Genomic DNA, 24582 nt, shown 5'->3' with positions numbered 1-24582 from the left:
TAAACTCGGTACATGACTGACGCTCTAAAAATGAGGCGCGCTAGTGATGTCCGGGTTGTTGGTCTCATTAGCCTGGCTCATGGCAGCTCCCATTTCTTTCATTTAATTCTGCCACCCATGTTCCCATGGTTGAAAGCAGAGTTTGGCTTTAACTATGCTGAGCTAGGTTTGCTCATGACCATCTTCTTTGTGGTCTCTTGCATTGTTCAGGCCGCATCTGGATTTTTAGTAGATCGTATTGGCTCTCGCCCTGTCTTGTTTGCTGGTGTGGCTTTGCTTGCATTGGCTGCGCTTATTTACTCACAAAGTAATGGCTACGCCATGTTGGTGCTGGGTGCAGTCATTGCAGGTTGTGGCAATGGCGTATTCCATCCAGTAGATTACACGCTGATTAATCACAAAATTTCACCACCGAATTTGCCTTACGCCTATTCTATTCATGGGGTAACGGGCTATATCGGCTGGGCTGCTGCTCCAGCATTGATGGTCGCTGTAACAACCATAGCAGACTGGCGCATTGCATTTTTGTCAGCTGCAGTGCTAGAGGCGCTGATTTTGGCAACTCTCTGGGTGAGTCGGGCTCGTTTAGTAGATGACGTGCAGGCGAGACGTGATGAATCAGAGGCTAATCATATTGCGAACAATCCCGGTGGCGCACCCATGAGTACTTTTGGTTTTCTGAAGTTACCTGTCGTTTGGCTCTGCTGGATTTTCTTTTTCTTTAGTATGGCTGCTACTACCGGCTTGCAATCATTTGCCCCAACTGCGCTTTTTAAAATCTACGACATTGCCGTGAGTTCTGGTAATTATTATTTGACCCTCATGTCTTTGGGTGGCGCTGGAGGAATGTTATTAGGCGGCTATTTGGCCACCAAATTAAAAGTGCCTGAGCGCATCATTACGATCTGCTTCACTGTGAACATTGTTATGGGCCTTTTAATGGCTACAGGTTTAGTGCCTGCGGAGTTAATCATCATTGGTTTCATTGTGATTGGACTTGGCTTAGGAATAGCTGCACCATCCCGTGACTTGATGATTCGCTCTGCAACTCCCTCTGGCTCATCGGGCAGGATTTACGGTATTGTTTATTCAGGTATTGATTTAGGCGCTGCCCTAAGCCCATTGATCTTTGGAATCTTCTTAGATGTAGGCTTGCCAAAGCTCTTATTCATTGGCGTGGCTCTTCTCCAGCTCATGATTATTTTGATTGGATTTAAGGTTGCGAGCATCGGCACCCCCAAAGCTAGCTAAAGCAGCCAATTCTTTTCACAATGTGAAAAGTCATTTCCGTACGCAAAATGCAGTGCAACATTGCAACCTAGGCATGATTTTGTTGTTTGGATTTATATTTCATATTATAAAAATTTAATTTCAAGTACTTGAATTTATTGAGTTAATTATTTTTATTTCACCCTAAAATAGTTCTTGCATGCTTTCCCCAGATACTTAAACTCTTATATAAGACATAAGACTTTATTGTCGGTACTGAGTGTCTCAATATTGGATGTACTTGTTTAACTTAGGGAGAAAAACATGGCAGATCGCAAAGCAGAAATTGCAGCACTACAAAAAGACTGGGATACCAATCCACGCTGGAAAGGTATTACTCGTGGTTACACGGCTGAAGACGTAGTTCGCCTTCGTGGCTCGTTGAAGATTGAGCACACCTTAGCTAAGCATGGCGCTGAGCGTCTCTGGGAATTGGTGAACAACGAAGCCTACGTTAACTGTTTGGGTGCTTTGACTGGTGGTCAAGCAATGCAACAGGTTAAGGCTGGCGTTCAAGCTATCTACTTGTCAGGTTGGCAAGTTGCTGCTGACGGTAACTCCTCTGCAGCGATGTACCCAGACCAATCCTTGTATCCAGTAGATTCAGTTCCAAAAATGGTTGAGCGTATCAATAACTCATTTCAACGTGCCGATGAAATCCAAACTGCTAAAGGCATTTATAAAGGTGACGCAGACTATATCGAGTATTTCGCCCCAATCGTTGCTGATGCTGAAGCAGGCTTCGGTGGTGTATTGAATGCATTCGAGTTAAGCAAAGCATTAATCAAACAGGGTGCAGCTGGCGTTCACTTCGAAGATCAATTGTCTTCCGTTAAGAAGTGCGGTCACTTGGGAGGCAAAGTATTGCTGCCTACGGCTGAGTCAGTGCAGAAATTGATTTCTGCACGTTTGGCTGCTGACGTAATGGGAGTTTCAACAATCATCTTGGCTCGTACCGACGCGGAAGCTGCTGACTTGTTGACATCAGATTATGATGCAAACGACAAGCCATTCTTGACGGGCGAGCGCACTCCAGAAGGCTTCTACAAAACACGTAAGGGCTTGGATCAAGCGATCTCCCGTGGCTTGGCATATGCCGCTTACGCTGATATGGTGTGGTGTGAAACCGGCACACCCGACTTAGATTTTGCTCGTAAGTTTGCTGAAGCCATTCGTGCGAAATTCCCGGGCAAGATGTTGGCTTACAACTGCTCACCATCCTTCAATTGGAAGAAAAACTTGGATGATGCAACGATTGCGAAGTTCCAGCGCGAATTAGGTGCAATGGGTTACAAGTATCAATTTATTACCCTCGCTGGTATTCACTCGATGTGGTACAACATGTTCGATTTGGCTCAAGACTACATGAAGCGCGGTATGAGTGCCTACATCGAGAAAGTGCAAGAGCCAGAATTCGCTGCTCGTGATCGTGGTTACACGTTCGTATCGCATCAGCAGGAAGTGGGTACTGGTTATTTCGATGATGTCACTACAGTAATTCAAGGTGGTAAGTCTTCAGTAACAGCATTGACTGGTTCTACAGAAGAAGAGCAGTTTCATTAAGAAATCCCTAGTTAGTTCATAATAGAACAGTAAAAGAATCCGCCCTTACTGTTACGGCATCTAAATTACCCCACAAGGGTGACTTAGATGCCGTTTTCGTTTACATTCTTCCCATGACTAATTGCGTACTCTGTAAAGAAGAGCTTAGACCTGAAGAAGGTCAATTGATCTGGCGTGGAGATGACTGCCGAGTCATCCTGGTGAATGATCCTGATCTGCCTGGCTTTTGCCGTGTGATCTGGAATCACCATATTGCTGAGATGACCGATCTGACCTATGGTGAGCGCGAACATCTGATGTCGCTAGTCTTTGCGGTAGAGGAGGCGATAAGGCATGTGATGTGTCCAGATAAGGTCAATATTGCAGCCTTAGGCAATATGGTTCCTCATATACATTGGCATGTGATTCCAAGGTATCAGGACGATGCCTTCTTTCCAGGATCTGCGTGGTCAAAAAAAGTTCAAGAATTACCGCCGAGTAAATTAGCGGAACGCCAACAGCTTGCCAGTCAATTGCCCGCAGCAATTAAAGCTGCTATCGCCACACTTTCTTAAAAATGGTTCAGTAGTTTTTTCTCCCAAGGTTGATAGTGAATAAAGAAACTAAGGGAATGCTCATTGGTTTTATTGGTATTCTTGTTTTTAGCCTAACCTTGCCGGTAAGTAAAATTACTGTTCAAAGCTTTAATCCTTACTTCATTGCATTTGGTAGAGCTTCCTTAGCCGGTTTAGTTGCTTTAAGCTATCTTGCGTATAAGCGAGTACCGCTCCCCAGTAAAACTGACTTAGTAAAGTTTGCTGTGATTGCATTGGGTGTAGTTTTTGGATTTCCAATTTTTACTACATTAGCTATGAAGGAGGGCTCGTCCTCTCATGGCGCTGTTATTTTGGGGATGATGCCCTTAGCTACGACAGTGATTGGAGTCATTCGCTTCAAGGAGCGCCCCTCTATCGGTTTTTGGCTTGTATCAATTTTAGGTGCTGCACTGGTAATGATGTATGCCCTTCTTAAAAGTGCTGGAAGTTTTACCTATATCGATATCCTGCTCGTGCTGGGCGGCATTTGCGCTTGCGTGGGGTATGTGGAGGGCGGGGAACTATCTCGAAAGATGAACCCACGTACTGTAATTTCCTGGGCGCTAGTGATTTCATTGCCTATTAATATCGTGGCAACTTACTTCACATTTTCTTCATCGTATTGGGGTGCTGATGTAGTTGCTTGGACAAGCTTTGTCTATCTGAGTATATTTCCGATGTATTTAGGCTTTTTCTTTTGGTATGAAGGTCTAGCTATCGGCGGAATTGCAAGGGTCAGCCAAGTTCAATTGATTCAGCCTTTTTGTACACTGCTGGCCTCAAGTTTTTTCTTGGATGACCGCATCACCTTAATGAATATGGTCTTTGCTTTTTTGGTTGTCTCTACCGTAATTCTGAGCAAGCGAATGCTCGTGAAGCGCAGTCACTAGATCAGTTTCTGTAGCGCCTCAAGATATTTCTCGGGGCTGAGTGCTTGTCCCTCACGTTGCGCCTCCCACATGACTTGTCCCAAGCATTCCATCATGGCGTGCTGAGCTTCATGTTCAGACCCCATCCTCTTTGCTAACTTTTCGGAGACTTCTTTAATACCTAGTGGTTGATCAATGGAGATTTGCTCACTAATTGACAGGTGCATTGAGAGATGCAAGAAGGGATTGGTCTCACCGCGCTCTGGCGTGTAGTCTTGTGCAATTGCGCCTTCCGGATCTGCTAGGAGAGCATGATATTCCGGGTGCTCCACCATCCAGTCGCTAGCAAGCGTTTCCATTGGCGTCAGAATTTGATCCCCAATTTTCTTCTTCCAGGTGTCACAAAAAAAGCGCCTTACCTCTTCGCGGGTGGGGTTAAATATTGCCACGAACTTTTCCTTTGCCAGTTTTCTGTTTAAAGCCGCAGAGAGGCTCAACAATACAGTGTTCACAATCAGGATTACGGGCCTTGCAGGTATATCTGCCATGCAGGATAAGCCAATGGTGCGCATCCATTAAAAACTCTTTCGGGATGCGTTTGAGTAACTGTTCTTCAACTTTCACAACATCTTTACCAGGCGCCAAACCAGTTCGGTTCGAGACTCTAAAAATATGGGTATCGACTGCCATAGTAGGTTGACCAAAGGCAGTATTGAGAATCACGTTCGCAGTTTTTCTGCCAACCCCTGGGAGTAACTCTAGCTCTTCGCGATTTTGAGGTACTTCGCCACCATGCTTTTCAAGCAGCAGTCGACAAGTCTCTTGAATATGTTTGCCTTTGGAGTTGAATAAGCCAATGTGCTGGATGAAGGGCTTCACACCTTGCTCGCCCAGATCCAGAAGGGCTTGAGGCGTATTGGCAATCTTAAATAGCTGACGCGTACCTTTGTTTACTGAAATATCGGTTGCCTGTGCCGATAGCAATACAGCAATGAGTAGTTCAAACGGGGAGCTATATTCCAATTCGGTTTCTGGATGGGGATTGTTTTCCCTGAGTAGCCCAAAGAAAGCCTGGCGCTTTTGCAGATTCATCATTTTTGTTGCTGGGCTCGCGCGATAGCAGCGGCAATGATGGCTCGCTTTCTTTCCTGCTCTTTTAGGGCGGCTTCTGAATCAGGATTCTCCGCGTTCACGATAACAAGTTTGGCGGCAGCTTTCTTTGCTAGTCGCTCGTCATTGTCACGTTGCTCGCGATCCAATCGGACATTACGAGCTGCATATCTTGCGCGCGCCATATCCGCTAATTCTGGAGACCAGGCATCCCAGCCAGTTTGTTTGTCAGTCACATCGAGCATGGTGATGCAGTCTACAGGGCAAGGAGGAATGCATAGATCACAACCCGTGCACCAATCACCTAAGACCACATGCATCTGCTTAGAGGCTCCCACAATGGCATCTACAGGACAAGCCTGGATACAGAGCGTGCAACCAATACAAGTCTTAGGGTCGATGAATGCAACAGGTCTAGGGCGCTCTAAGCCGCATTCAGAATTGATCGTAGGGTGTAGCTCAAACGCATCTTGAGGAAAGGTGGGTGCCAGCATTGCGCTCAGGCGTTTAATGCCTTCTACTCCGCCGGGAGGGCAGCGATTGGGCAAGGTCTCGCCAGTTGCCATTGCTTCTGCATAGGCTCGGCAATCTGGGTAACTGCATTTAGTGCATTGGGTTTGAGGAAGAATATCCTCGAGACGATCTGCAAGTTCTTTCGTCTGCTTCATGTTCATTGCAATTTGCACGCCCTAAAACGAGAAGCGCGACTCGAAAGTCGCGCCGCTGATTTATGCAGACTTTGAGCCCTCTAGTTTGGGAGGTCTAGCACGGGTTTTCTTCTGAACGCCTTGGTGCTCACGAATAAACGATTTAATCTTTGGATACACCTTTTCGCGCCAACGACGACCTGAGAAGATGCCATAGTGACCAGCGCCAGCAACTTCGTAGTGATCCTTATCGGCTTTTGGAATTCCTGCGCACAAGGCATGTGCTGCGCGAGTTTGTCCGCTACCGGAGATGTCGTCTAACTCACCTTCTACAGTAAGAAGCGCAGTTTTTTTAATATCTTGTGGTTTCACTAGATCGCCAGATACTGCCCATGTACCATTCGGTAGGGAATAGTCTTGGAATACAGTTTTGATTGTGTCTAAGTAGAACTTGGCGTCCATATCGAGAACAGCGTTGTACTCGTCATAAAAACGAATATGCGCTTCAGCGTCCTGCTCATCGCCGCGGACTAAGTTTTGGAAGTAGTCCCAATGCGACTGCATATGGTTCTGTGGGTTCATGGCAATAAAGCCAGTGTGCTGTAAGAAACCTGGATAGACTTTGCGGCCTGCACCAGGATAGCTTGGAGGTACTCTGTAAATCACATGACTTTCAAACCAGTCATAAGACTTTTGATCCGCTAAGTTGTTAACAGCGGTTGGTGATTTGCGTGCATCAATTGGGCCGCCCATCATAATCATGGAAGCCGGTGTTTTTTCTCCGGCCGAGGCCATCAATGAGATTGCGCCTAAGGTAGGAACTGTTGGCTGACAGACAGAGATAACATGTAAGTCCTCCGCACCGATCGCGCGGATGAAATCTTGAATATAGTGAACATAATCATCTAGGCCAAAATCCTCAGCGTCCGCAGGAACAATGCGAGCATCAATCCAGTCAGTGATATAGACCTTGTGATCTTGTAAGAGTGTGCGTACTGTATCGCGCAATAAGGTGGAATGATGTCCAGATAGGGGTGCAACCACCAACACCACTGGATCATCTTTCAGTTTCTTGATGATATCGAGATCGTCAGAGAAGCGCTTAAAGCGAATGAGGTTGCAGAATGGTTTAGCAACAATCGTTCTTTCATGAATCGCTACTTCGCGACCATGTGCCTGTACAGAGCGGATACCAAATTCTGGTTTCTTATAGTCTTTACCAAGACGATAGAGAAGTTCATAACTTGCAGCTAGACGTTCAGACCCCGGAACCTTTGATGCTGGATTGGAAGCGTTGATAAATGCTTCAGACGCAGCGCGAGCCCATGAGCTCATTGGTTGAAGTAAGGCTTTTTGAAATTCGTGTAACTGATATAGCATGATGCCTCCTGATAATCCAGTGTAACCGCTTATGACGCCTTGTTATGCTAATACACGAGCGATTGCTTTAGCTACCTTATCAATATTTTTAGTATTGAGGGCGGCTACACAAATACGACCTGTGGAGAGGGCGTAAATACCATCTTCCTTTTGTAGTCGTTCAACTTGTTCAGCGCTTAAGCCAGAGTAAGAGAACATGCCACGCTGAGCCTCAATAAAAGCAAAGTCTTGCTTTACGCCAGCAGCAGCCAATTTTTCTACGAGACCATGACGCATTGCTTTAATGCGATCACGCATCTGCGCTAATTCATCTTCCCACAGCTTTCTGAGTTCTGGTGAATTCAAAACAGCGGCAGCAATCGCAGCGCCGTGAGTCGGGGGATTGGAATAATTTGTACGAATTACGCGCTTCAATTGAGAGAGGACACGAGTGGATTCATCTTTGCTTTGCGTCACGATAGACAAAGCGCCAACGCGCTCACCATACAGTGAGAACGATTTGGAGAAAGAGCTCGACACAAAGAACGACATGCCAGACTGAGCAAACAAACGAACTGCAATACCATCTTGCTCAATCCCAGCGGCAAAGCCCTGGTAAGCCATATCTAAAAACGGGATGAGTTCTTTCGCTTTGCAGATATCGATCACTTGACGCCATTGCGCTTCGGTAATATCAGCACCGGTTGGGTTGTGGCAGCAAGCATGCAGCAATACGGTGGTGTATTTTGGGAAAGACTCTAAAGACTTCACCATGCCATCAAAATCTACGCCGCGGGTTTTGCCATCGAAGTAGGTGTACTCAACTACTTCAAAGCCAGCGGATTCAAAAATGCCGCGGTGGTTTTCCCAAGTTGGATTGCTAATTGCGCAAGGCGCATTTAAGTTAAGGCGCTTGATAAAGTCAGCGCCAACGCGCAATGCACCAGTTCCGCCAAGACACTCAGCAGTAACCACGCGACCATCTTTAATGAGGGATGAGTCGGTGCCGAACAATAAGTTCTGAACTGCGCTGTTGTATGGATTTGGGCCTTCGATTGGAATGTAGCTGCGTGGTGAGTGCTTTGCAACAATCGCCTCTTCAGCTTGAATCACCGCTTTCAAAAGAGGTACCTTGCCTTCGTCGGTGTAATAAACGCCAACACCTAGGTTGACCTTGTCTGCGCGTTGGTCGGCAACATAGGCTTCTGTGAGGCCAAAAATAGGGTCTTTAGGGGCTAGCTGGACTGAAGTAAAAAGGTTCATTTGATGGTCAAAAAAGGTGGATAAGGGGATATTTCAGTTAAATTTGCTTTAAGTGGCTGTTTTTGAGGCTAGATTCAACTATTTCCAAATAAAAACGGCAAAATCGATGTTTGTACAAAATTCGCTGTGAACTAAAACTTACAGTTGAAATGATAGCTGAGATGCCCCCCAAGTTGCCTAAAACTTCCTCGAATTCCCAAGTTGCCGAAAGCAAGAAAACCCCTGTAGCCGATCCTTTGGGTGAGGTGGGCCACGATTTAGACCCAGCCAAATTCGTTTCCTTCCCAGATTCCCCATTCCATCTCTATCAGCCATTTCCGCCCGCAGGCGATCAGCCGGCTGCAATTGACGCTTTAGTGGCCGGCATTGAGGATGGTTTGACCTTTCAGACGCTGTTGGGGGTCACTGGCTCGGGTAAGACCTTCACCATGGCTAATGTGATTGCGAGGACAGGTCGTCCCGCCATCATTTTTGCCCCAAATAAGACCTTAGCTGCCCAGCTCTACAGTGAGTTTCGGGAATTTTTCCCTAAAAATGCGGTGGAGTACTTTGTTAGTTACTACGATTACTACCAGCCGGAGGCCTACGTTCCGACACGCGATTTGTTTATTGAAAAGGATTCATCTATCAATGAACATATTGAACAAATGCGATTATCTGCAACCAAGAGTTTGCTGGAGAGGCGCGATGTCATCATCGTAGCCACTGTGTCCGCAATTTACGGTATTGGTAATCCGGGTGACTATCACAGCATGGTGATGACTTTGCGCCCTGGCGACAAGATGAGTCAGCGCGATATTTTGATGCGCTTAATTGCGATGCAATACGACCGTAATGAAACCGATTTCAAGCGCGGTGTTTTTCGGGTCCGGGGTGACACGATTGATATTTTTCCGGCTGAGCATAATGAATTAGCGGTGCGCGTTGAGCTGTTTGATGATGTTATTGAGAGCTTGCAATTCTTCGATCCACTCACTGGAAAGATTCGTCAGAAGATTCCACGCTTTACCGTTTATCCAAGCTCGCACTACGTCACGCCGCGTGATACGGTTCTCAAGGCAATTGAAACCATCAAAGCAGAGTTACGCATTCGCTTAGATGAATTTGTAAAAGACGGCAAGCTGGTTGAAGCGCAGCGTTTAGAGCAGCGTACCCGCTTTGACCTCGAGATGCTCAATGAATTAGGCTTCTGCAAAGGTATTGAGAACTACTCTCGCCACCTCTCAGGCGCTATGCCTGGTGAGGCGCCGCCTACCTTGGTGGACTACTTGCCCAATGACGCACTCATGTTCTTAGATGAGAGTCATGTCCTCATAGGTCAGCTCAACGCGATGTATAACGGCGATAAGTCTCGCAAACATACCTTAGTAGAGTTTGGATTCCGTTTGCCTTCAGCAATGGATAACCGCCCACTCAAATTTACTGAGTTTGAAACCAAGATGCGTCAAACCGTGTTTGTCTCTGCAACGCCGGCTGATTACGAAAATACGCATACGGGACAAGTGGTAGAGCAAGTGGCAAGACCAACCGGATTAGTCGATCCAGAAATCGAAGTATTGCCAGCAAGTACTCAAGTTGATGATCTGCTGAATCAGATTCATGAGCGTGTCAAAGTCCATGAGCGTGTTTTAGTAACGGTATTAACAAAACGTATGGCTGAGCAACTCACGGATTACTTATCGGATAACGGAGTAAAAGTACGCTACGTACACTCCGATATTGATACGGTGGAGCGAGTTGAAATTCTGCGTGACTTACGTTTAGGTGTCTTTGACGTATTGGTAGGTATTAATTTATTACGCGAGGGCCTAGATATTCCAGAGGTCTCTTTAGTCGCCATTTTGGATGCGGATAAAGAGGGCTTTTTGCGTTCTGAGCGTAGTTTGATTCAAACTATTGGTAGGGCGGCACGAAACGTCAAAGGTAAGGCGATTTTGTATGCTGACCGCATTACCGATTCCATGAAGCGGGCAATGGGCGAAACAGAGCGCCGCCGCACCAAACAAATTGCTTTCAATAAGGCGAATGGTATTGAGCCGCGGGGCGTTAAAAAGCGTATTAAAGACATCATTGATGGGGTCTATGACGTTAAAGAGAAGCGCTCTGAGATGCAGGTTGAGCAGGAGCGGGCACGCTATGAGGATATGAGTGAGAAGGATTTAGCGAGTGAAATCAAGCGCTTAGAGAAGCAAATGAACTCTGAGGCCAAGAATTTGGAGTTTGAAAAGGCTGCCTCTACCCGCGATAGATTGACTAAGGTGAAGGAAATGGCTTTTGGGGCACGTTCCCGGGACGCCATTTAAGTTGAGGGGTTAATGCCCGAGCAATTTAGTGGGGTATATGGTAAAGTTGAGTGGAATGGTCGGGTATTACCCGCCCGACTGTTAGCTGTCCATAACAATCCATTACCAAGGTGACATATGAGACTTACAACTAAAGGCCGTTTTGCAGTAACCGCAATGATCGATTTAGCCCTGCGTGAGACGCACGGGCCTGTAACTTTGGCTGGAATTAGCCAAAGACAGAAGATTTCCCTCTCGTATTTAGAGCAATTGTTCGGCAAGTTACGCCGTTTCAATATCGTTGAAAGTACTCGTGGTCCTGGCGGTGGTTACACCCTAGCCCGTAAATCTGAGGAAATTAGCGTAGCCGATATTATTGTGGCCGTAGATGAACCCCTAGACGCAACTCAATGCGGCGGCAAAGGAAGCTGTCATACCGATGAAGAAAGCCAAGGTCATTGCATGACTCATGATCTTTGGTCAAACCTGAATGCCAAGATGGTGGAGTACTTGAGTTCCGTGTCTTTACGAGACTTGGTGCAACAGCAATCTGGACGCGGGATCGTATTGCATGATTTGCGCCCCAAGAAAATCAAGGCTGACAGTGTTAAGGCAGAAAAGCTAGCACCAGCAGTCGCAGCAAAGAAAGAAGACGCCCCGAAGCGCCCTCTTGTGAATTCTGTTTTTAATCTAGCTCGGCAAAGTTAATCCAAGAGATTAATCTCCTTACCTATTAATCGATAAGCAAAAAATGAACGCACCGCAAGACATTCCCCAGCAGTCAATACCGATGTTTAGTCCTAAGCATTTCCCGGTTTATATGGACTATTCGGCTACTACTCCGATTGATCCGCGCGTGGTAGATAAGATGTTGCCTTACTTGCGTGAGCAGTTTGGTAATGCCGCATCTCGTAGCCATGCCTACGGTTGGGCTGCAGAGGAAGCGGTTGAGTGGGCGCGTTCAGAAGTGGCTCAGTTGGTTCATGCTGACCCAAGGGAGATTGTATTTACTAGTGGTGCAACCGAGAGCATTAATTTGGCGCTCAAAGGTGCGGCACACTTTTATAAAGATCGTGGCAACCACATCATTACCGTGAAGACAGAACATAAGGCCACCTTAGACACTTGTCGTGAGCTCGAGCGCGAAGGTTTTGAAGTGACTTACTTAGATGTCATGCCAAACGGTTTGATTGATTTCGCTCAGCTGGAAGCAGCAATGAAGCCAGGCACTATTTTGTTGTCAGTGATGTACGTCAATAATGAGATTGGCGTGATCCAAGATATCCCACGTATTGGGGAGCTATGCCGCTCACGTGGTGTGATTTTTCATGTGGATGCAGCGCAAGCCACCGGTAAAGTTGAAATTGATTTAGAGAAAACTAAAGTGGATTTAATGAGCTTTTCTGCTCACAAGTCCTATGGTCCTAAAGGTATCGGCGCCTTATTTGTGCGTCGTAAGCCCCGTATTCGTATTGAGGCGCAGATTCATGGTGGCGGACATGAGCGCGGTATGCGTTCTGGCACTTTAGCCGTCCACCAAATCGTTGGTTTAGGCGAGGCTTTCCGTATCGCACGCCTTGAGATGGCCTCGGGCAATGCTCGCATCCGCGCGTTGCGTGATCGCTTGCTCAACGGTTTGAAGGATATTGAAGAGGTTTACGTTAACGGAGACATGGAGCATCGTGTTCCGCATAATCTCAACATCAGCTTTAACTATGTTGAGGGTGAGTCGATGTTGATGGCGTTAAAAGATCTGGCCATTTCCTCTGGTTCTGCATGTACTTCAGCATCCTTAGAGCCCTCTTATGTATTGCGCGCTCTTGGTCGTAATGATGAATTGGCGCATAGCTCAATTCGTTTTACTTTGGGACGCTTTACTACTGAAGAAGAAGTAGATTTCACGATCAAATTAGTTAAAGAGAAGATTGCGAAGCTACGCGAACTTTCACCTCTGTGGGAAATGTTTAAGGATGGTATTGATCTCAGCACCATCCAGTGGGCAGCGCACTAAGTAATATTGAATATATTTAAGCAAGTTAGAAGACAAAAGAGATAACGAGGAAATACCATGGCATATAGCGACAAAGTAATTGATCATTATGAAAATCCCCGCAATGTGGGTTCTTTTGAAAAAGGCGATGACCAAGTAGGTACTGGTATGGTCGGTGCACCTGCATGTGGTGACGTAATGAAGCTACAGATTCGTGTAAACGATCAAGGCGTGATTGAAGATGCCAAGTTCAAGACCTATGGCTGTGGTTCCGCGATTGCATCCTCCTCATTAGTCACTGAGTGGGTTAAAGGCAAAACCTTGGATCAAGCCTTAGAGATTAAGAACTCCTTGATTGCTGAAGAGTTAGCTTTGCCACCAGTAAAAATTCATTGCTCTATCTTGGCTGAAGATGCCATCAAAGCAGCAGTGGCTGATTACAAAGAAAAGCATCCGGCCCTGTAAAGATAAAGAGGCTTTCATCATGGCAATTACCTTAACCGACAAAGCAGCTAAACATGTTCAGCGCAATTTAGATAAGCGTGGAAAAGGTTGCGGCTTACGCTTAGGTGTTCGCACTACTGGTTGCTCAGGCTTGGCCTATCAACTGGAATATGTGGATGAGGCTGCTCCTGAAGATGCGAAATTTGAATCTAATGGCATTACCATCTTTATTGACCCCAAGAGCTTAGCCTATTTAGATGGCACCGAATTAGACTTTGTACGTGAAGGTTTGAACGAAGGCTTTAAGTTCCAAAACCCGAATGTAAAAGATGAGTGTGGTTGTGGTGAATCCTTCCGCGTCTGACAATTACTTTCGTTTCTTTGGTTTAGAACAGCAATTCAACCTAGATTTGTCTGCATTGGATCAAGCCTATTTGTCGATCCAAAAAGAAGTGCACCCTGATCGCCATGCTCGCGGTAGCGATACCGAGCAAAGATTGGCAATGCAAATGGCTACCTTAGCAAATACTGCTTTTCAAACTTTGAAAAATCCCATTCAGCGTGGGCTCTATCTTTGCCAACTTCACAAAGTGGATGCGCGCCTCGAGACTAATACGGCTATGCCGGCTGCTTTTCTGATGAAGCAAATGGAATGGCGTGAAAGTCTCGAAGATCAGGATGAGGATCTCGGTGCTCTGGAAGCTCTAGCTGAAGAGGTTGATCAAGCTAAACGAGATCTCTTGGTAGAAATTACACAGGCTATCGATGGGGCTAAGAACTATGAGCGCGCAGCTGAGTTACTCAGGGGCCTGCTTTTTATCGATAAGTTTGCCCTAGAGCTAGATGATGCTATCTCAGCTTTGGTATAGCTTTACACATTAGACCCCATGGCCTTATTACAAATCTCCGAACCTGGTAAATCACTTGCTCCGCATCAGCGTCGGATTGCGGTTGGAATTGATCTGGGTACCACCAACTCTTTGGTGGCGATTGTGAGAGATGCCTTGCCCAAGGTGCTCCCTGATTCAGAAGGGCGAGAATTACTCCCTTCAGTGGTGCGTTATCTCCCAAATGGCAGAACCCAAGCGGGTTTTGAGGCTGCAGAAAGCATTGTCTCTGATCCTAAAAATACGATCGTTTCTGTGAAACGTTTCATGGGTCGGGGTATTGTTGATGTAGAGAATATCGAAAGCACTCCCTACGACTTCGTTGATGAGCCTGGGATGCTCAAGATCAAAACGGTAGCGGGTGACAAGAGTCCCATTGAAGTTTCAGCAGAAATTCTGGCACGCTTGCGCCAATTGGCAGAAGACTCTGTTAATGATGACATCGTTGGTGCAGTGATAACCGTGCCCGCCTACTTTGATGATGCTCAGCGTCAAGCCACTAAAGATGCTGCAAAGTTGGCTGGCATTGAAGTTTTACGTCTCCTCAATGAGCCTACTGCTGCTGCCATTGCCTACGGTTTAGATAACGCCTCCGAGGGCATTTACGCAGTTTACGATTTGGGTGGCGGGACTTTTGATATCTCCATTTTGCGTATGAGCAGAGGGGTATTTGAAGTGCTCTCTACTGGCGGCGATTCTGCTTTGGGCGGCGATGATTTTGACCATCGTCTCTATTGTTGGGTGATTGAGCAAGCTAAGCTTCCACCACTGTCGATTCAGGATCACCGTAAGCTCTTACTCTCTTGCAAACATGCTAAAGAGCAATTGAGTCATAACCCATTAGCACGTGTTCATGAAACCCTTGCAGATGGCACTGTGATTAACGTGGGAGTGAGTCAGGCACAGTTTTTTGATATAACCCAAAACTTAATTAACAAGACTTTGGCTGCCGTGAAGAAGGCTTTGCGCGATGCCGGTCTTAAGGCTGATGAAGTCAAAGGCGTCGTGATGGTTGGTGGAGCAACTCGCATGCCTCATGTACAACGCGCGGTTGGCGAACTCTTCGGCACCAAACCCTTAAATAATCTCAATCCAGATCAGGTTGTCGCTTTAGGTGCCGCAATGCAGGCTGACTTACTTGCTGGCAATCAAAGTAAGGATGATGAGTGGCTCCTCTTAGACGTCATTCCACTATCGCTTGGTATTGAAACCATGGGTGGATTGGTGGAAAAAATTATTCCTCGCAATACACCCATTCCGGTAGCGCGTGCTCAGGATTTCACGACTTTTAAAGATGGCCAAACTGCCCTAGCGATTCAGGTGGTGCAGGGCGAGCGAGAGTTGGCACAAGACTGTCGATCTTTAGGTAAGTTTGAATTGCGTGGCATCCCGCCAATGGCTGCAGGCGCTGCCCGCATTCGTGTGACCTATCAAGTAGATGCGGATGGATTGCTTTCTGTAAGCGCCATGGAGCAAGTTTCAGGTGTGCAAGCCTCAATTGATATCAAGCCATCCTATGGTTTGACTGATGCTGAGATTGCCCGCATGTTGCAAGATGGATTTGCTTCGGCCAAAGTGGATCTCCTATCCAGATCTTTGCGTGAAGAGCAGGTGAATGCACAGCGTTTATTGGATGCTGTGCAAACTGCTTTGGATTCTGATCGTGGATTGTTGAATCCTCAAGAGCAGGCTGAGGTTGATCAAGAAATGGTCGTCTTGCAAAAGATGCTTACAGAAGAAACTGACAGTGCCATTCTCAGAAAAGCAGTCGATCATGCTGCCAAGGCAACCGACGAGTTTGCCCAAAAGCGCATGAATGCCAGTATTAAGAGGGCATTAGCCGGTAAGAATGTTGCAGAAATTTAAGAAAAGAAAATTACCAAAATGACTCAGATCGTTGTTCTACCCCATACCGAGTATTGCCCTGAAGGTGCGGTGCTTGAAGTCACTCCAGGCACCTCTGTTTGTGAAGCTTTGCTAGAAAATAATATTCCGATTGAACATGCTTGCGATATGGTCTGCGCTTGCACTACCTGTCATGTGATTGTGAAAGAGGGTTATCAGAGTCTGAATGAGCCTGATGAGAATGAAGAGGATTTGTTAGACCGTGCATGGGGCCTGAATCCTCAGTCTCGCTTATCTTGCCAGGCTATTGTGGCGCGTCAGAATTTAGTCATTGAGATCCCGAGGTACTCTATCAATCACGCTAAAGAAAATCACTAATTTCTGGCTCGGTATTACACTCTAGAAATACAAGAGGATTAATGAGTGTATGAATATTCAGAATAAAGTAGGATATTTGATTGGGCTTACAGCGCTCTTGAGTGCTTGCTCAAATAATAGTGATCCCTATCAAAATATGGATTACCCACAGTCCTACACTCAAAGTGGTGGCTATAACAGTTCACCACAGTTGATCTCATCAGAGCAATTGCAGTCCCTGCTTTCTCCGATTGCCTTATATCCAGACTCCTTGCTGTCATTGATGCTGTTGGCATCAACTTATCCACTAGAGGTGGCCGAGGCCTATAACTGGCGCAATAGCAACTCCAGTCTAAATGGCACTGCATTGCAAGATGCTCTCAAAGTGCAATCGTGGAACGATAGCGTGAAGTCACTGATCTCATTCCCGCCAGCATTCAATATGATGGGTAGTAAATTACAGTGGACCCAAAATCTGGGTAATGCTTATAAGCTACAACCAGCAGATACGATGAAGGCGGTGCAGGTTTTACGCAAGCGTGCCGTTCAAGCTGGAACTCTCAAAACAAATCAGCAAATTACAGTAAGTACTGACGCTAACTCGAACGTATTAATTGGTCCCGCCAACACTCAACTTGTCTACGTGCCGAGCTATAACCCCACTGTTGTTTATGGGGCGTGGCCTTATCCAGATTACCCGCCATATCCTGCTTACAACCCTGCCTGGGGAATGATGTCATTTGGTCTTGGGATGGCAGTAGGTGGCGCCTTTTGGTCCACACCTAGCTGGTCTGACGGCACGATTAATGTGAATAATACAAATTCTCCTGGAAGAACGAATAGGGGGCTAATTGGCCCGAGTAGCATTCAGAACCAACAGCGACTTCTGAGCGATTGGAAAAATAATGCGACTCCACAAGATCGACAGGCCGCAAGAGCGGCCGGACAGAGGGCTGACAATGCCTTTCAAAAAAATGCTACGCCACAAGAGCGCGCTCAAGCTGATCGCCTAAATCAAGAGGCCAGAAATGATTACCAGCAGGATCGAAACAATCCAAATGCCTACCGTGAGGCAGCCCAAGAAAATGCCATGCGAGACCAAGCGCGATATGACCGAATGAATGATGACCGATTCAGTGGTCGTGGTGGTTTTGGTGCTGGTCGTATGGGTGGATTTAGGCGCTAATCTTTAAAGAAGACACTATGAAACTATTCCGGACAATCTCACTCGTCATTGGTGCGGTCTTACTGTTGCAGGCAAACACTTTTGCTCAGTCTGACTTGCCTAAGAATGATGCATCTACCGCTGCATTGGTTGAGCTGTGCAAAAATTTTAACGATGCGGATGCGCAGAACTTTTGCTTTGGCTTTGGCGAGGGTGTTTATCAGGCCTATCTTGCCAACCGAAATTCAAAACAAAAGCCGAGCATTTGCTTCTCATCGGAAACTGGCACAAGAGAAGTCATTCTTCAGGAGTTCCTGACTTGGAATCAAAATAACCCCCAATTCAATCAGGAGCGCGCAGCTAAGACGCTGGATCGATTCTTTAAAGCAAAGTATCCCTGTAAATAGCGGGTGCTTAGGCACTAACACCCATTGCACCAATGTAAGGCATTGCGCACATTAAGTAAGCAATACTTCATTGGGGTAGGCTTTCACTGGAATACGATGAAGTTGTTGTTCATTCTTAGGCAGTACCTCCATAGTTTTTCTTTCAAACCACCCTACGGGGTGGTTTTTCTTTTTGTAATAACTTCATCTAAGAAGTATTTCTTAATCTCTTGGGTAATATTTTCACGAGAATGTTTACGTTTTTCTAGTAAGCCAACTTTTCGGTAAATTGTTTTTCCAGGCAATTCAGATATCTTTAATTGGCGGTCATTTTCCCAAGAGACGTTAGCTAGCTTGGGAACAATGGAATACCCAAGCCCCTGTCTTACAAGCTCAATAATCGCCTCTACTGAATTGAGCTCCATACCTTCTTTAATATTTAATTTATTTGCCCGAATGGTTTGATCTACGAGGTGGCCAGTCCATGTGTTTCGCTCAAAACGGATAAATGGAAATTGATTTGCCAACTCCTTTGGTGTAAATCCTTTTTTATTTTTGATTGCCGGATAGATCACAATCATAGGCTCTGTATATAGTTCGGTCCATTGAATATTTTGGGGTAATACATAGGGTGACTCAGTCACTATTGCTGCATCCAGGCTACCTTCGATTACTTGCTCCAGAAAGTTACTAGAAAGACCTGCAATGAGTTTAATTTCAAGTTCTGGATAGTTCTGCTTGAGCTCATTCAATGTATTTCCAAAGGCACCCATTAAGGTTGAGACCAGTGCGCCTAGAACAATAGTGCCACTGAGTTCGGATTTAAAGTCTGACCCCAAGGCCTCGTAGCGGACAATAATTTCCTGAATTGGTTCAACCAATGATCTGCCATGGTGATTGAGGGTCATGGAGCGTTTGGTTCTATCAAATAGCTCAACACCAATATCTGCTTCTAACAGTTGCAATTGCTGTCCTGCGGCAGCAGCCGTAAGGCCTATTTCACGTGCAGCGGCTGCCACGCTCTTATGCCTTGAAATAGCCAGGAAGTTCTTGAGTACTCGAATGCTAGACATGGGTTTAAATATAAAGTATTTTTTTATCTCGTAGAAAATTATATTCGATTTATTTTTTACTATCTATCGATATAATGAGTTCATGTCTAATACAGATCTCAAAGTAAAAGTCTGGCGCGGCGCTCAAGAGGGTGAGTTTGTTGAGTATTTGGTGCCTCGAAATCCAAATCAAACGGTGCTGGATGTCGTTACCTTTATTCAGCGTAAGCTAGATCCAACTCTCAGCTACCGATTCGCTTGTCGGGTAGGTATGTGTGGTTCTTGCGCCATGACAGTGAACGGCGTTGCTCGCTGGACCTGTCGTACTCACGTTTCCAAAATTGTTGAAGGGGATTCCCTGGAGATTGCCCCTCTGAATAATCTGCCAGTCATTAAAGACCTTGCTACAGATATGCGAGAGTTCTTTAATAAGTGGAAGGGTGCGGTTGGTTTCTTCAAGGGGGATAAAACCCGTCATGATGATTTTGCAAGAGTAGAGCCGCAGTCACCTGAACGTCAATTAGCCAATGCTGGTATCGAATGTATTGGTTGTGCAGTGTGCTATTCCTCCTGTGAAGTTGTTCAGAGCCGCCCTAACTACCTCGGGCCAGCCGCCTTGAATCGTGCTTGGACCTTAACGAATGATGTGCGTGATGTGCAGCAATTAGATCGACTTCGTGCTGTTGCTGGTGATGAAGGTTGCCACGCATGTCATACGCAGGGATCCTGTACAGAGCGTTGCCCTAAGAAGCTTGAACCTACGGCTAGTATTGCTGGCTTGAAAAAGTTAGTAGCAAGAGCTGCTGTGCGAGGAAGCAAGTGGGGCAAGTTATGAGTCAAGCCGTGATGCAGGCAAAGCTTTGGTATGCCCAAAGAATCAGCGCCATGGTTTTAGGTCTTTGCGTCAGTATCCACCTGGTCATCATTTTTTATGCAATACGCGGCGGCTTAACTGCTGAGGAAATTCTGGGGCGTACTCAAGGCAATATTGCTTTTGCTATTTTTTATGAGATTTTTGTTTTAGCCTGCTTTGTACATGCGCCTATTGGCTTGGCCAATATTCTCGAAGAAACGTTTTCTAAGGGATTCATTTCTAAGACCCTATCTTCGCTCCTAGCAATCCTGATTCTCATTCTTGGAACCACAGCAGTGATTGGCGTCTATACCGGAGGTGCGTTATGAGCCCGAGGCCAAAGCTCGATTTACGCGCGAAGTCTCATCTCTCCTACTTTGCTTATGCATGCCATCGCTTCTCCGGACTGCTACTCGCTTGCTTCATCCCCTTACATTTCTTAATGCTGTCTCAGTCTTTGCGTGGCGCCAGTGGGTTTGAGCGCTATCTGGGCTTAACGGATTTTTGGGCTTTTAAATTCGGAGAGTGGGCGTTGGTTATTTTGTTAGCGATCCATTTAGTGGGCGGAATTCGACTCATCATGATTGAGTTTGGCTCATGGCGCGGATTGCGTAAGGCTTGGACCCAAGTAGCTATTTTGTTTGGTATTACTTGCGGCCTTCTATTTTTGTATTTGGCAAATTGATTGGGTAATTTATGCGGTTGCAAATGAAAGCAGTTGAGGAGGCTTGCAAGGAGCTCTATATTCGCGCCTTAAAAGTGCTGCCAGATGATGTCAAAGCGGGTATTGAGCGCTTAAATCGGGGCGAATCAGATGCACGTGCACAGGTGGTCCTCAAAACCATGATCACCAACATAGCTGTTGCAGAGCGCGAGGATAATCTACTTTGCCAAGATACTGGTTTGCCAATTTACAAAGTCAAGATTGGTCGTAATGTGCAGCTTGATGGCATGGAGCTCAAGGCGGCGATTCGTAAAGGTTGCGAGCGTGCAACTACTGAATACCCATTGCGATCTTCTGTAGTACATCCGATTACGCGCAAGAATAATCACACATCTTGCGGTATTGATATGCCGGCAATCAGCATCGATTTTTGTGATGATGAAGAGATGATTGAAATCGAGATGGTTCCCAAAGGTAGTGGTTCAGAAAACAATTCCTTTTTGAAGATGGCTATTCCTGCTGATGGAATTAATGGCGTTAAAGCATTTGTTATCGAGAGCGTTGTTTCTGCGGGAGGCAAGACTTGTCCGCCAACCATCGTCGGTGTTGGTATCGGTGGCACCTCTGAGCAATGTGTTGCCATGGCTAAGCGTGCCGCTACAAGAGCATTGGGTAGCGTATGCAGCGATGAAGAAGGCGCCAAGTTAGAGCAAGAATTAACTGCTGCCGTGAATAAATTGGGTATTGGCCCTCAAGGCTTGGGTGGTGATGGCACAGCGTTTGCCGTGCATATAGAGCTTGCCCATACTCACATCACCTTAAATCCAGTAGCTGTCAATATGCAGTGTCACTCAGCGCGTAGAGCGCGAGCAACCTTCACGCCTGATGGTGTGACTTACGGATTCTAGGAATCAAGATGGCCCACTATAACCTTCCAACTCCTGTTAGCGAATCGGATATTCGAAAGCTGCGTATTAATGACACAGTGACTCTTCAAAATACTTTATTTGGTATTCGGGATGCTACGCAGATTCATATGTTTGATAAGGGTCGAAAAACTCGCTTTGATCTCAATGGTCATGCAGTGATTCATACGGCGCCGAATGTGCGCAAGGTGCCTGTGAGTGTGGAGTTTCCGGCTGGATACCAACCCATCTGCATTGGCACCACTACCTCAGATCGCATGGAGCGCTTTACTCGCCCATTGATGACTGAAAATGGTGTTCGAATGATTGTAGGTAAGGGCGGTATGCGGGAAGAATCTGCCGCAGCGTTTCAGGTAATTGGTGGCGTGTATCTGGCAATTATTGGAGGTACAGCAGCACTTGAGACAACCTGGATTGAGCAAATTGAAGACGTTGACATGGATGATCTCAATCCAGAGTCTCTGTGGCGCTTCAAGATTAAAGACTTTGGCCCTTTGCTAGTGGCAATGGATAGTCATGGTGGCAGTATTTATCAAGAAGTGAAAAGTGATGTTGCGCGTAACAAAGAGGCGGTATTAAAGAGCTTAGGAATTTCCTTATGAATATCAGCACTCTTGAGACAGACATTCTTATTCTAGGTTCTGGTGGTGCAGGACTTTTTGCGGCTCTGCACGCCCACCAAACCAATCCAAATCTACATATCACTATTGCTGTAAAGGGATTGCTAGGTAAATGCGGTTGTACTCGAATGGTGCAAGGTGGCTATAACGTTGCACTGGCAGAGGGGGACTCTGTTGAACGTCATTTTATGGACACAATCGAGGGTGGTAAATGGTTGTCAGACCAAGAGTTAGCCTGGACGTTGGTAAGTAAGGCGGTTGAACGCATTCGTGAGCTTGAGAATGAGCTCGGCTGCTTCTTTGATCGCAATCCAGATGGCACAGTTCATCAAAAAGCGTTTGCAGGACAAACTTTTGACCGCACTGTCCACAAGGGCGATTTAACTGGAATTGAAATTATCAGTCGACTGGCTGAGCAAGTGTGGGCTAGAGGAATTCACCGTCTTGAGGAGCATAGGGCGGTTGAGTTAATCCATAGCGTGGATGGAAAGTCACTCGCTGGTGTATTAATGCTCAATATGACGACTGGTCAGTTCACACTGGTACGAGCTAAAGCGGTTTTGTTAGCTACAGGTGGCGGACCAACAATGTACAAGTACCACACACCTTCGGGTGACAAGAGTTGTGACGGCCTAGCCATGGCACTTCGTGCGGGTCTTACTTTGCGCGACATGGAGATGGTGCAATTTCACCCAACCGGACTTCTCGCTGGCTTAGACACTCGTATGACGGGTACAGTTCTAGAGGAGGGTTTACGTGGCGCTGGTGGCTATCTCTTGAATGGAAATCAAGAGCGCTTCATGGGTAACTATGATCCGCGTAATGAGCGCGCTACACGAGACATTGTTTCTAGATCTATTAATTCTGAAATAAGAGCCGGTAGAGCAACTCCGAACGGCGGTGTCTATATTCAGATGAGTCACTTAGGTCCTGATAATGTGCGCAAGCTATTTAAAGGTATGGTCGAGCGATGTGCTGACAGTGGCTTTGATTTGGCAGGAGATCTAGTAGAGGTGGTTCCAACTGCGCATTACATGATGGGTGGTCTTATATTCAAGAAAGATTGCAGCACTGAATTGCCAGGACTTTTTGCGGCCGGAGAAGATACCGGCGGTGTTCACGGAGCAAATCGCCTTGGCGGCAATGGTGTTGCAAACTCAACGGTATATGGCGGTATAGCTGGCGAGGAAATGGCACATTGGGTGATGTCTCAAACTTTACAAGAGTGCAATATGGATGAGGTGCGCATGAGCATTACAGCGCATGAGGCTCCATTAGAGCGGCCAGCAGGTGATATCGAATCGATTCGAGATGCTCTTGCAGAGTGCATGTGGGATGACGTAGGTATATCTAGAACTAAAGACAGTTTATTGCGTGCTCGTAGCAAGTTAGATCAGTTAGGTCAGCAGTTAAACCAAATGGGAGTGGGTGACATTCAAAGGCAGTACAGTGTTACATGGCAGGATTGGATGAATCTAAATAATCTCATTTTGGTGAGCAAGTCTGTCACAGAGGCCGCTCTTTCTCGTGAAAACTCAAGAGGGGCACACTATCGCGAGGATTTTCCTGATGCAGGATCTTTGGAAGACTCTTATTTCACGGCAGTCCATCTGCAATCTCGAGGTTTAAAAATTGAAAATAGACCCGTTCAATTTACGATGGTCAAGCCGGGCGAGACAGTCTTAGTAGAGGCTTAATATTTTTGAATTGATTGAGCCAGCCTCATTAGCGCTAGCAGCTTTAATAGTTCTTTGCGGATTCTTCATCTTTGGCATTTCTGGATTCGGCTCGTCAATAGTATCTGTACCTCTATTGGTTCAGATGTATCCGCTAAAGGTTGTGGTACCAATGATGGTCATCATTGATATCTGCGCCTCACTTTATGTCGGCAGGAAGTCATCCGGCGATGCAAACATTCAAGAATTGAAATGGCTATTTCCTTTTAGCTTAATCGGAATGATATTGGGTATTTTTTTATTGATAAGAGCACCAAGCGAGCCCTTGCTGTTAATTCTTGGGCTATTTGCAGCCATTAACGGTATTCGTGTTTTGGTTCAGAGAAATATCGAGTCCAGAGATCCGATTAAAAAATGGTGGGCAGTACCATTTGGATTCTTTGGTGGTGTATTTACAGCCCTTTTTGCTACAGGGGGACCGGTGTACGTCTCTTACCTCGGTTTAAGAATTAATAATCCCAAGGTGCTTCGTGCAACGATGGCATTCGCTATTTTTATGCTGACATTTTTGCGGCTAACCTTAATGCTAGTTACGGGACTCATCTTGAGCTGGGAGGTAATCGGCCTTGCGGTTTGCCTACTGCCAGTGACTTTCTTGGGAATTTGGGCAGGCTCCCATGTTCACACTAAACTTAGCAATGCTTCTATGCGTATCGCCTATGGATCAATATTGGTGTTTGCGGGTTCAATGTTGTTGCTTAGACAGATTACATAAAATAT

The 24582-nt window shown here is 46.2% G+C and carries 26 protein-coding genes and 1 pseudogene; 21 read left to right on the top strand and 6 right to left on the bottom strand.

The genetic code is table 11. The features are described 5' to 3' along the window. The first annotated feature begins 12 nt into the window (after positions 1–12). The 4 genes from FD967_RS07530 (at position 13) to FD967_RS07515 (ending at position 4297) form a co-directional block, all read left to right on the top strand. A complete protein-coding gene (locus tag FD967_RS07530; RefSeq protein ID WP_215325365.1) occupies positions 13–1251 on the top strand; it encodes an MFS transporter in 1239 nt (412 codons plus the stop codon). A 282-nt stretch (positions 1252–1533) separates the two neighbouring features. Next, positions 1534–2832, top strand: coding sequence for an isocitrate lyase (gene aceA / locus FD967_RS07525; RefSeq protein WP_215325364.1), 1299 nt, complete (start codon positions 1534–1536; stop codon positions 2830–2832). A gap of 113 nt (positions 2833–2945) precedes the next feature. Next, positions 2946–3386, top strand: coding sequence for an HIT family protein (locus FD967_RS07520; protein ID WP_215325363.1), 441 nt, complete (start codon positions 2946–2948; stop codon positions 3384–3386). A gap of 35 nt (positions 3387–3421) precedes the next feature. After that, positions 3422–4297, top strand: coding sequence for a DMT family transporter (locus FD967_RS07515; protein ID WP_215325362.1), 876 nt, complete (start codon positions 3422–3424; stop codon positions 4295–4297). Here FD967_RS07515 and FD967_RS07510 read toward each other — a convergent pair. The 5 genes and pseudogenes from FD967_RS07510 to FD967_RS07490 all read right to left on the bottom strand — a co-directional run bounded on the left by FD967_RS07510 (position 4294) and on the right by FD967_RS07490 (position 8655). Beyond that, positions 4294–4719, bottom strand: coding sequence for a DUF1841 family protein (locus tag FD967_RS07510; protein ID WP_215327233.1), 426 nt, complete (start codon positions 4717–4719; stop codon positions 4294–4296). The two genes, FD967_RS07515 and FD967_RS07510, sit on opposite strands and share 4 nt — an antisense overlap. After that, entirely contained in the window at positions 4712–5368 is a 657-nt protein-coding gene (nth, locus tag FD967_RS07505; protein WP_215327232.1) for an endonuclease III, read from the bottom strand. The genes FD967_RS07510 and nth overlap by 8 nt, the downstream gene beginning before the upstream one ends. Positions 5369–5370: 2 nt before the next feature. Then, a pseudogene (rsxB, locus tag FD967_RS07500) lies at positions 5371–6054 on the bottom strand (electron transport complex subunit RsxB); the annotation flags it as partial. A gap of 60 nt (positions 6055–6114) precedes the next feature. Beyond that, positions 6115–7413, bottom strand: a complete 1299-nt coding sequence (locus FD967_RS07495) for a polyhydroxyalkanoate depolymerase (protein ID WP_215325358.1) — start codon at positions 7411–7413, stop codon at positions 6115–6117. A gap of 42 nt (positions 7414–7455) precedes the next feature. Further along, positions 7456–8655, bottom strand: coding sequence for an amino acid aminotransferase (locus tag FD967_RS07490; protein WP_215307952.1), 1200 nt, complete (start codon positions 8653–8655; stop codon positions 7456–7458). Between the two features lie 149 nt (positions 8656–8804). Here FD967_RS07490 and uvrB point away from each other — a divergent pair, with 149 nt between their 5' ends. The 10 genes from uvrB (at position 8805) to FD967_RS07440 (ending at position 18032) form a co-directional block, all read left to right on the top strand. After that, entirely contained in the window at positions 8805–10958 is a 2154-nt protein-coding gene (gene uvrB / locus FD967_RS07485) for an excinuclease ABC subunit UvrB (protein ID WP_251369128.1), read from the top strand. Positions 10959–11075: 117 nt separating this feature from the next. Further along, positions 11076–11645 carry a Fe-S cluster assembly transcription factor gene (locus FD967_RS07480; protein WP_215325357.1) on the top strand — a complete coding sequence of 190 codons (570 nt, stop codon included), beginning with the start codon at positions 11076–11078 and terminating at the stop codon, positions 11643–11645. Positions 11646–11688: 43 nt separating this feature from the next. After that, the gene (locus tag FD967_RS07475) at positions 11689–12948 is read left to right on the top strand and encodes an IscS subfamily cysteine desulfurase (protein ID WP_371819285.1); all 1260 of its coding nucleotides are present in this window, start codon (positions 11689–11691) and stop codon (positions 12946–12948) included. A gap of 57 nt (positions 12949–13005) precedes the next feature. Then, positions 13006–13392: a Fe-S cluster assembly scaffold IscU gene (gene iscU, locus FD967_RS07470; RefSeq protein ID WP_046330506.1), complete on the top strand. Its 387-nt coding sequence runs from the start codon at positions 13006–13008 to the stop codon at positions 13390–13392. A gap of 19 nt (positions 13393–13411) precedes the next feature. After that, entirely contained in the window at positions 13412–13735 is a 324-nt protein-coding gene (iscA, locus tag FD967_RS07465) for an iron-sulfur cluster assembly protein IscA (RefSeq protein ID WP_046330505.1), read from the top strand. Continuing rightward, positions 13701–14240 carry a Fe-S protein assembly co-chaperone HscB gene (gene hscB, locus FD967_RS07460; RefSeq protein WP_215325356.1) on the top strand — a complete coding sequence of 180 codons (540 nt, stop codon included), beginning with the start codon at positions 13701–13703 and terminating at the stop codon, positions 14238–14240. The genes iscA and hscB overlap by 35 nt, the downstream gene beginning before the upstream one ends. 18 nt (positions 14241–14258) lie before the next feature. Next, positions 14259–16124: a Fe-S protein assembly chaperone HscA gene (hscA, locus tag FD967_RS07455; protein ID WP_215325355.1), complete on the top strand. Its 1866-nt coding sequence runs from the start codon at positions 14259–14261 to the stop codon at positions 16122–16124. 18 nt (positions 16125–16142) lie between these two features. Beyond that, a complete protein-coding gene (gene fdx / locus FD967_RS07450) occupies positions 16143–16481 on the top strand; it encodes an ISC system 2Fe-2S type ferredoxin (RefSeq protein ID WP_215325354.1) in 339 nt (112 codons plus the stop codon). A 49-nt stretch (positions 16482–16530) separates the two neighbouring features. Next, complete coding sequence (locus FD967_RS07445) at positions 16531–17646, top strand: DUF3300 domain-containing protein (protein WP_215325353.1); 1116 nt, start codon at positions 16531–16533, stop codon at positions 17644–17646. A gap of 17 nt (positions 17647–17663) precedes the next feature. Continuing rightward, positions 17664–18032, top strand: a complete 369-nt coding sequence (locus FD967_RS07440; protein ID WP_215325352.1) for a Rap1a/Tai family immunity protein — start codon at positions 17664–17666, stop codon at positions 18030–18032. Positions 18033–18184: 152 nt separating this feature from the next. Here the strand turns inward: FD967_RS07440 and FD967_RS07435 are convergent, their stop codons facing one another. Further along, entirely contained in the window at positions 18185–19084 is a 900-nt protein-coding gene (locus FD967_RS07435) for a LysR family transcriptional regulator (RefSeq protein WP_215325351.1), read from the bottom strand. 82 nt (positions 19085–19166) lie between these two features. Between FD967_RS07435 and FD967_RS07430 the strand changes: the two genes are divergently transcribed. From FD967_RS07430 to FD967_RS07400, 7 genes are read left to right on the top strand one after another with little or no spacing between them, the layout of a single operon-like run. Next, positions 19167–19898 (top strand): succinate dehydrogenase/fumarate reductase iron-sulfur subunit, encoded by a 732-nt coding sequence (locus tag FD967_RS07430; protein WP_215325349.1) that lies wholly within the window; start codon positions 19167–19169, stop codon positions 19896–19898. Continuing rightward, complete coding sequence (locus FD967_RS07425) at positions 19895–20245, top strand: succinate dehydrogenase (RefSeq protein ID WP_215325347.1); 351 nt, start codon at positions 19895–19897, stop codon at positions 20243–20245. Before FD967_RS07430 ends, FD967_RS07425 begins: the two co-directional genes overlap by 4 nt. Next, entirely contained in the window at positions 20242–20601 is a 360-nt protein-coding gene (sdhC, locus tag FD967_RS07420; protein WP_215325346.1) for a succinate dehydrogenase, cytochrome b556 subunit, read from the top strand. The genes FD967_RS07425 and sdhC overlap by 4 nt, the downstream gene beginning before the upstream one ends. Positions 20602–20612: 11 nt before the next feature. Further along, on the top strand, positions 20613–21488 hold the full coding sequence (locus FD967_RS07415) for a fumarate hydratase (RefSeq protein WP_215325345.1): 876 nt from the start codon (positions 20613–20615) through the stop codon (positions 21486–21488). Positions 21489–21496: 8 nt separating this feature from the next. Then, a complete protein-coding gene (locus tag FD967_RS07410) occupies positions 21497–22108 on the top strand; it encodes a fumarate hydratase C-terminal domain-containing protein (RefSeq protein WP_215325344.1) in 612 nt (203 codons plus the stop codon). Then, positions 22105–23823: an L-aspartate oxidase gene (locus FD967_RS07405; RefSeq protein WP_215325343.1), complete on the top strand. Its 1719-nt coding sequence runs from the start codon at positions 22105–22107 to the stop codon at positions 23821–23823. The genes FD967_RS07410 and FD967_RS07405 overlap by 4 nt, the downstream gene beginning before the upstream one ends. 10 nt (positions 23824–23833) lie before the next feature. Further along, positions 23834–24577 (top strand): sulfite exporter TauE/SafE family protein, encoded by a 744-nt coding sequence (locus tag FD967_RS07400; protein WP_215325342.1) that lies wholly within the window; start codon positions 23834–23836, stop codon positions 24575–24577. Positions 24578–24582 lie beyond the last annotated feature (5 nt).

Origin of the sequence: Polynucleobacter sp. JS-Mosq-20-D10 (genome assembly GCF_018687755.1) — a bacterium.
In the GTDB taxonomy this organism is placed as follows: Bacteria; Pseudomonadota; Gammaproteobacteria; order Burkholderiales; family Burkholderiaceae; genus Polynucleobacter.
The sequence above is the reverse complement of the archived record's forward strand: the minus strand, read 5'-3'. Positions and strand labels throughout refer to the sequence as shown.

What these genes read in the sequence shown, in the direction of transcription:
- sdhC (WP_215325346.1), top strand. Translation starts at nt 20,242, where the DNA reads ATGAGCCCGAGGCCAAAGCTCGATTTACGCGCGAAGTCTCATCTCTCC.
- iscU (WP_046330506.1), top strand. Translation starts at nt 13,006, where the DNA reads ATGGCATATAGCGACAAAGTAATTGATCATTATGAAAATCCCCGCAAT.
- FD967_RS07480 (WP_215325357.1), top strand. Translation starts at nt 11,076, where the DNA reads ATGAGACTTACAACTAAAGGCCGTTTTGCAGTAACCGCAATGATCGAT.
- FD967_RS07530 (WP_215325365.1), top strand. Translation starts at nt 13, where the DNA reads ATGACTGACGCTCTAAAAATGAGGCGCGCTAGTGATGTCCGGGTTGTT.
- FD967_RS07430 (WP_215325349.1), top strand. Translation starts at nt 19,167, where the DNA reads ATGTCTAATACAGATCTCAAAGTAAAAGTCTGGCGCGGCGCTCAAGAG.
- uvrB (WP_251369128.1), top strand. Translation starts at nt 8,805, where the DNA reads ATGATAGCTGAGATGCCCCCCAAGTTGCCTAAAACTTCCTCGAATTCC.
- FD967_RS07475 (WP_371819285.1), top strand. Translation starts at nt 11,689, where the DNA reads ATGAACGCACCGCAAGACATTCCCCAGCAGTCAATACCGATGTTTAGT.
- fdx (WP_215325354.1), top strand. Translation starts at nt 16,143, where the DNA reads ATGACTCAGATCGTTGTTCTACCCCATACCGAGTATTGCCCTGAAGGT.
- FD967_RS07440 (WP_215325352.1), top strand. Translation starts at nt 17,664, where the DNA reads ATGAAACTATTCCGGACAATCTCACTCGTCATTGGTGCGGTCTTACTG.
- FD967_RS07445 (WP_215325353.1), top strand. Translation starts at nt 16,531, where the DNA reads ATGAATATTCAGAATAAAGTAGGATATTTGATTGGGCTTACAGCGCTC.
- hscB (WP_215325356.1), top strand. Translation starts at nt 13,701, where the DNA reads ATGAGTGTGGTTGTGGTGAATCCTTCCGCGTCTGACAATTACTTTCGT.
- FD967_RS07425 (WP_215325347.1), top strand. Translation starts at nt 19,895, where the DNA reads ATGAGTCAAGCCGTGATGCAGGCAAAGCTTTGGTATGCCCAAAGAATC.
- FD967_RS07520 (WP_215325363.1), top strand. Translation starts at nt 2,946, where the DNA reads ATGACTAATTGCGTACTCTGTAAAGAAGAGCTTAGACCTGAAGAAGGT.
- FD967_RS07495 (WP_215325358.1), bottom strand. Translation starts at nt 7,413, where the DNA reads ATGCTATATCAGTTACACGAATTTCAAAAAGCCTTACTTCAACCAATG.
- hscA (WP_215325355.1), top strand. Translation starts at nt 14,259, where the DNA reads ATGGCCTTATTACAAATCTCCGAACCTGGTAAATCACTTGCTCCGCAT.
- iscA (WP_046330505.1), top strand. Translation starts at nt 13,412, where the DNA reads ATGGCAATTACCTTAACCGACAAAGCAGCTAAACATGTTCAGCGCAAT.
- FD967_RS07410 (WP_215325344.1), top strand. Translation starts at nt 21,497, where the DNA reads ATGGCCCACTATAACCTTCCAACTCCTGTTAGCGAATCGGATATTCGA.
- FD967_RS07435 (WP_215325351.1), bottom strand. Translation starts at nt 19,084, where the DNA reads ATGTCTAGCATTCGAGTACTCAAGAACTTCCTGGCTATTTCAAGGCAT.
- aceA (WP_215325364.1), top strand. Translation starts at nt 1,534, where the DNA reads ATGGCAGATCGCAAAGCAGAAATTGCAGCACTACAAAAAGACTGGGAT.
- FD967_RS07490 (WP_215307952.1), bottom strand. Translation starts at nt 8,655, where the DNA reads ATGAACCTTTTTACTTCAGTCCAGCTAGCCCCTAAAGACCCTATTTTT.
- FD967_RS07415 (WP_215325345.1), top strand. Translation starts at nt 20,613, where the DNA reads ATGCGGTTGCAAATGAAAGCAGTTGAGGAGGCTTGCAAGGAGCTCTAT.
- FD967_RS07405 (WP_215325343.1), top strand. Translation starts at nt 22,105, where the DNA reads ATGAATATCAGCACTCTTGAGACAGACATTCTTATTCTAGGTTCTGGT.
- nth (WP_215327232.1), bottom strand. Translation starts at nt 5,368, where the DNA reads ATGAATCTGCAAAAGCGCCAGGCTTTCTTTGGGCTACTCAGGGAAAAC.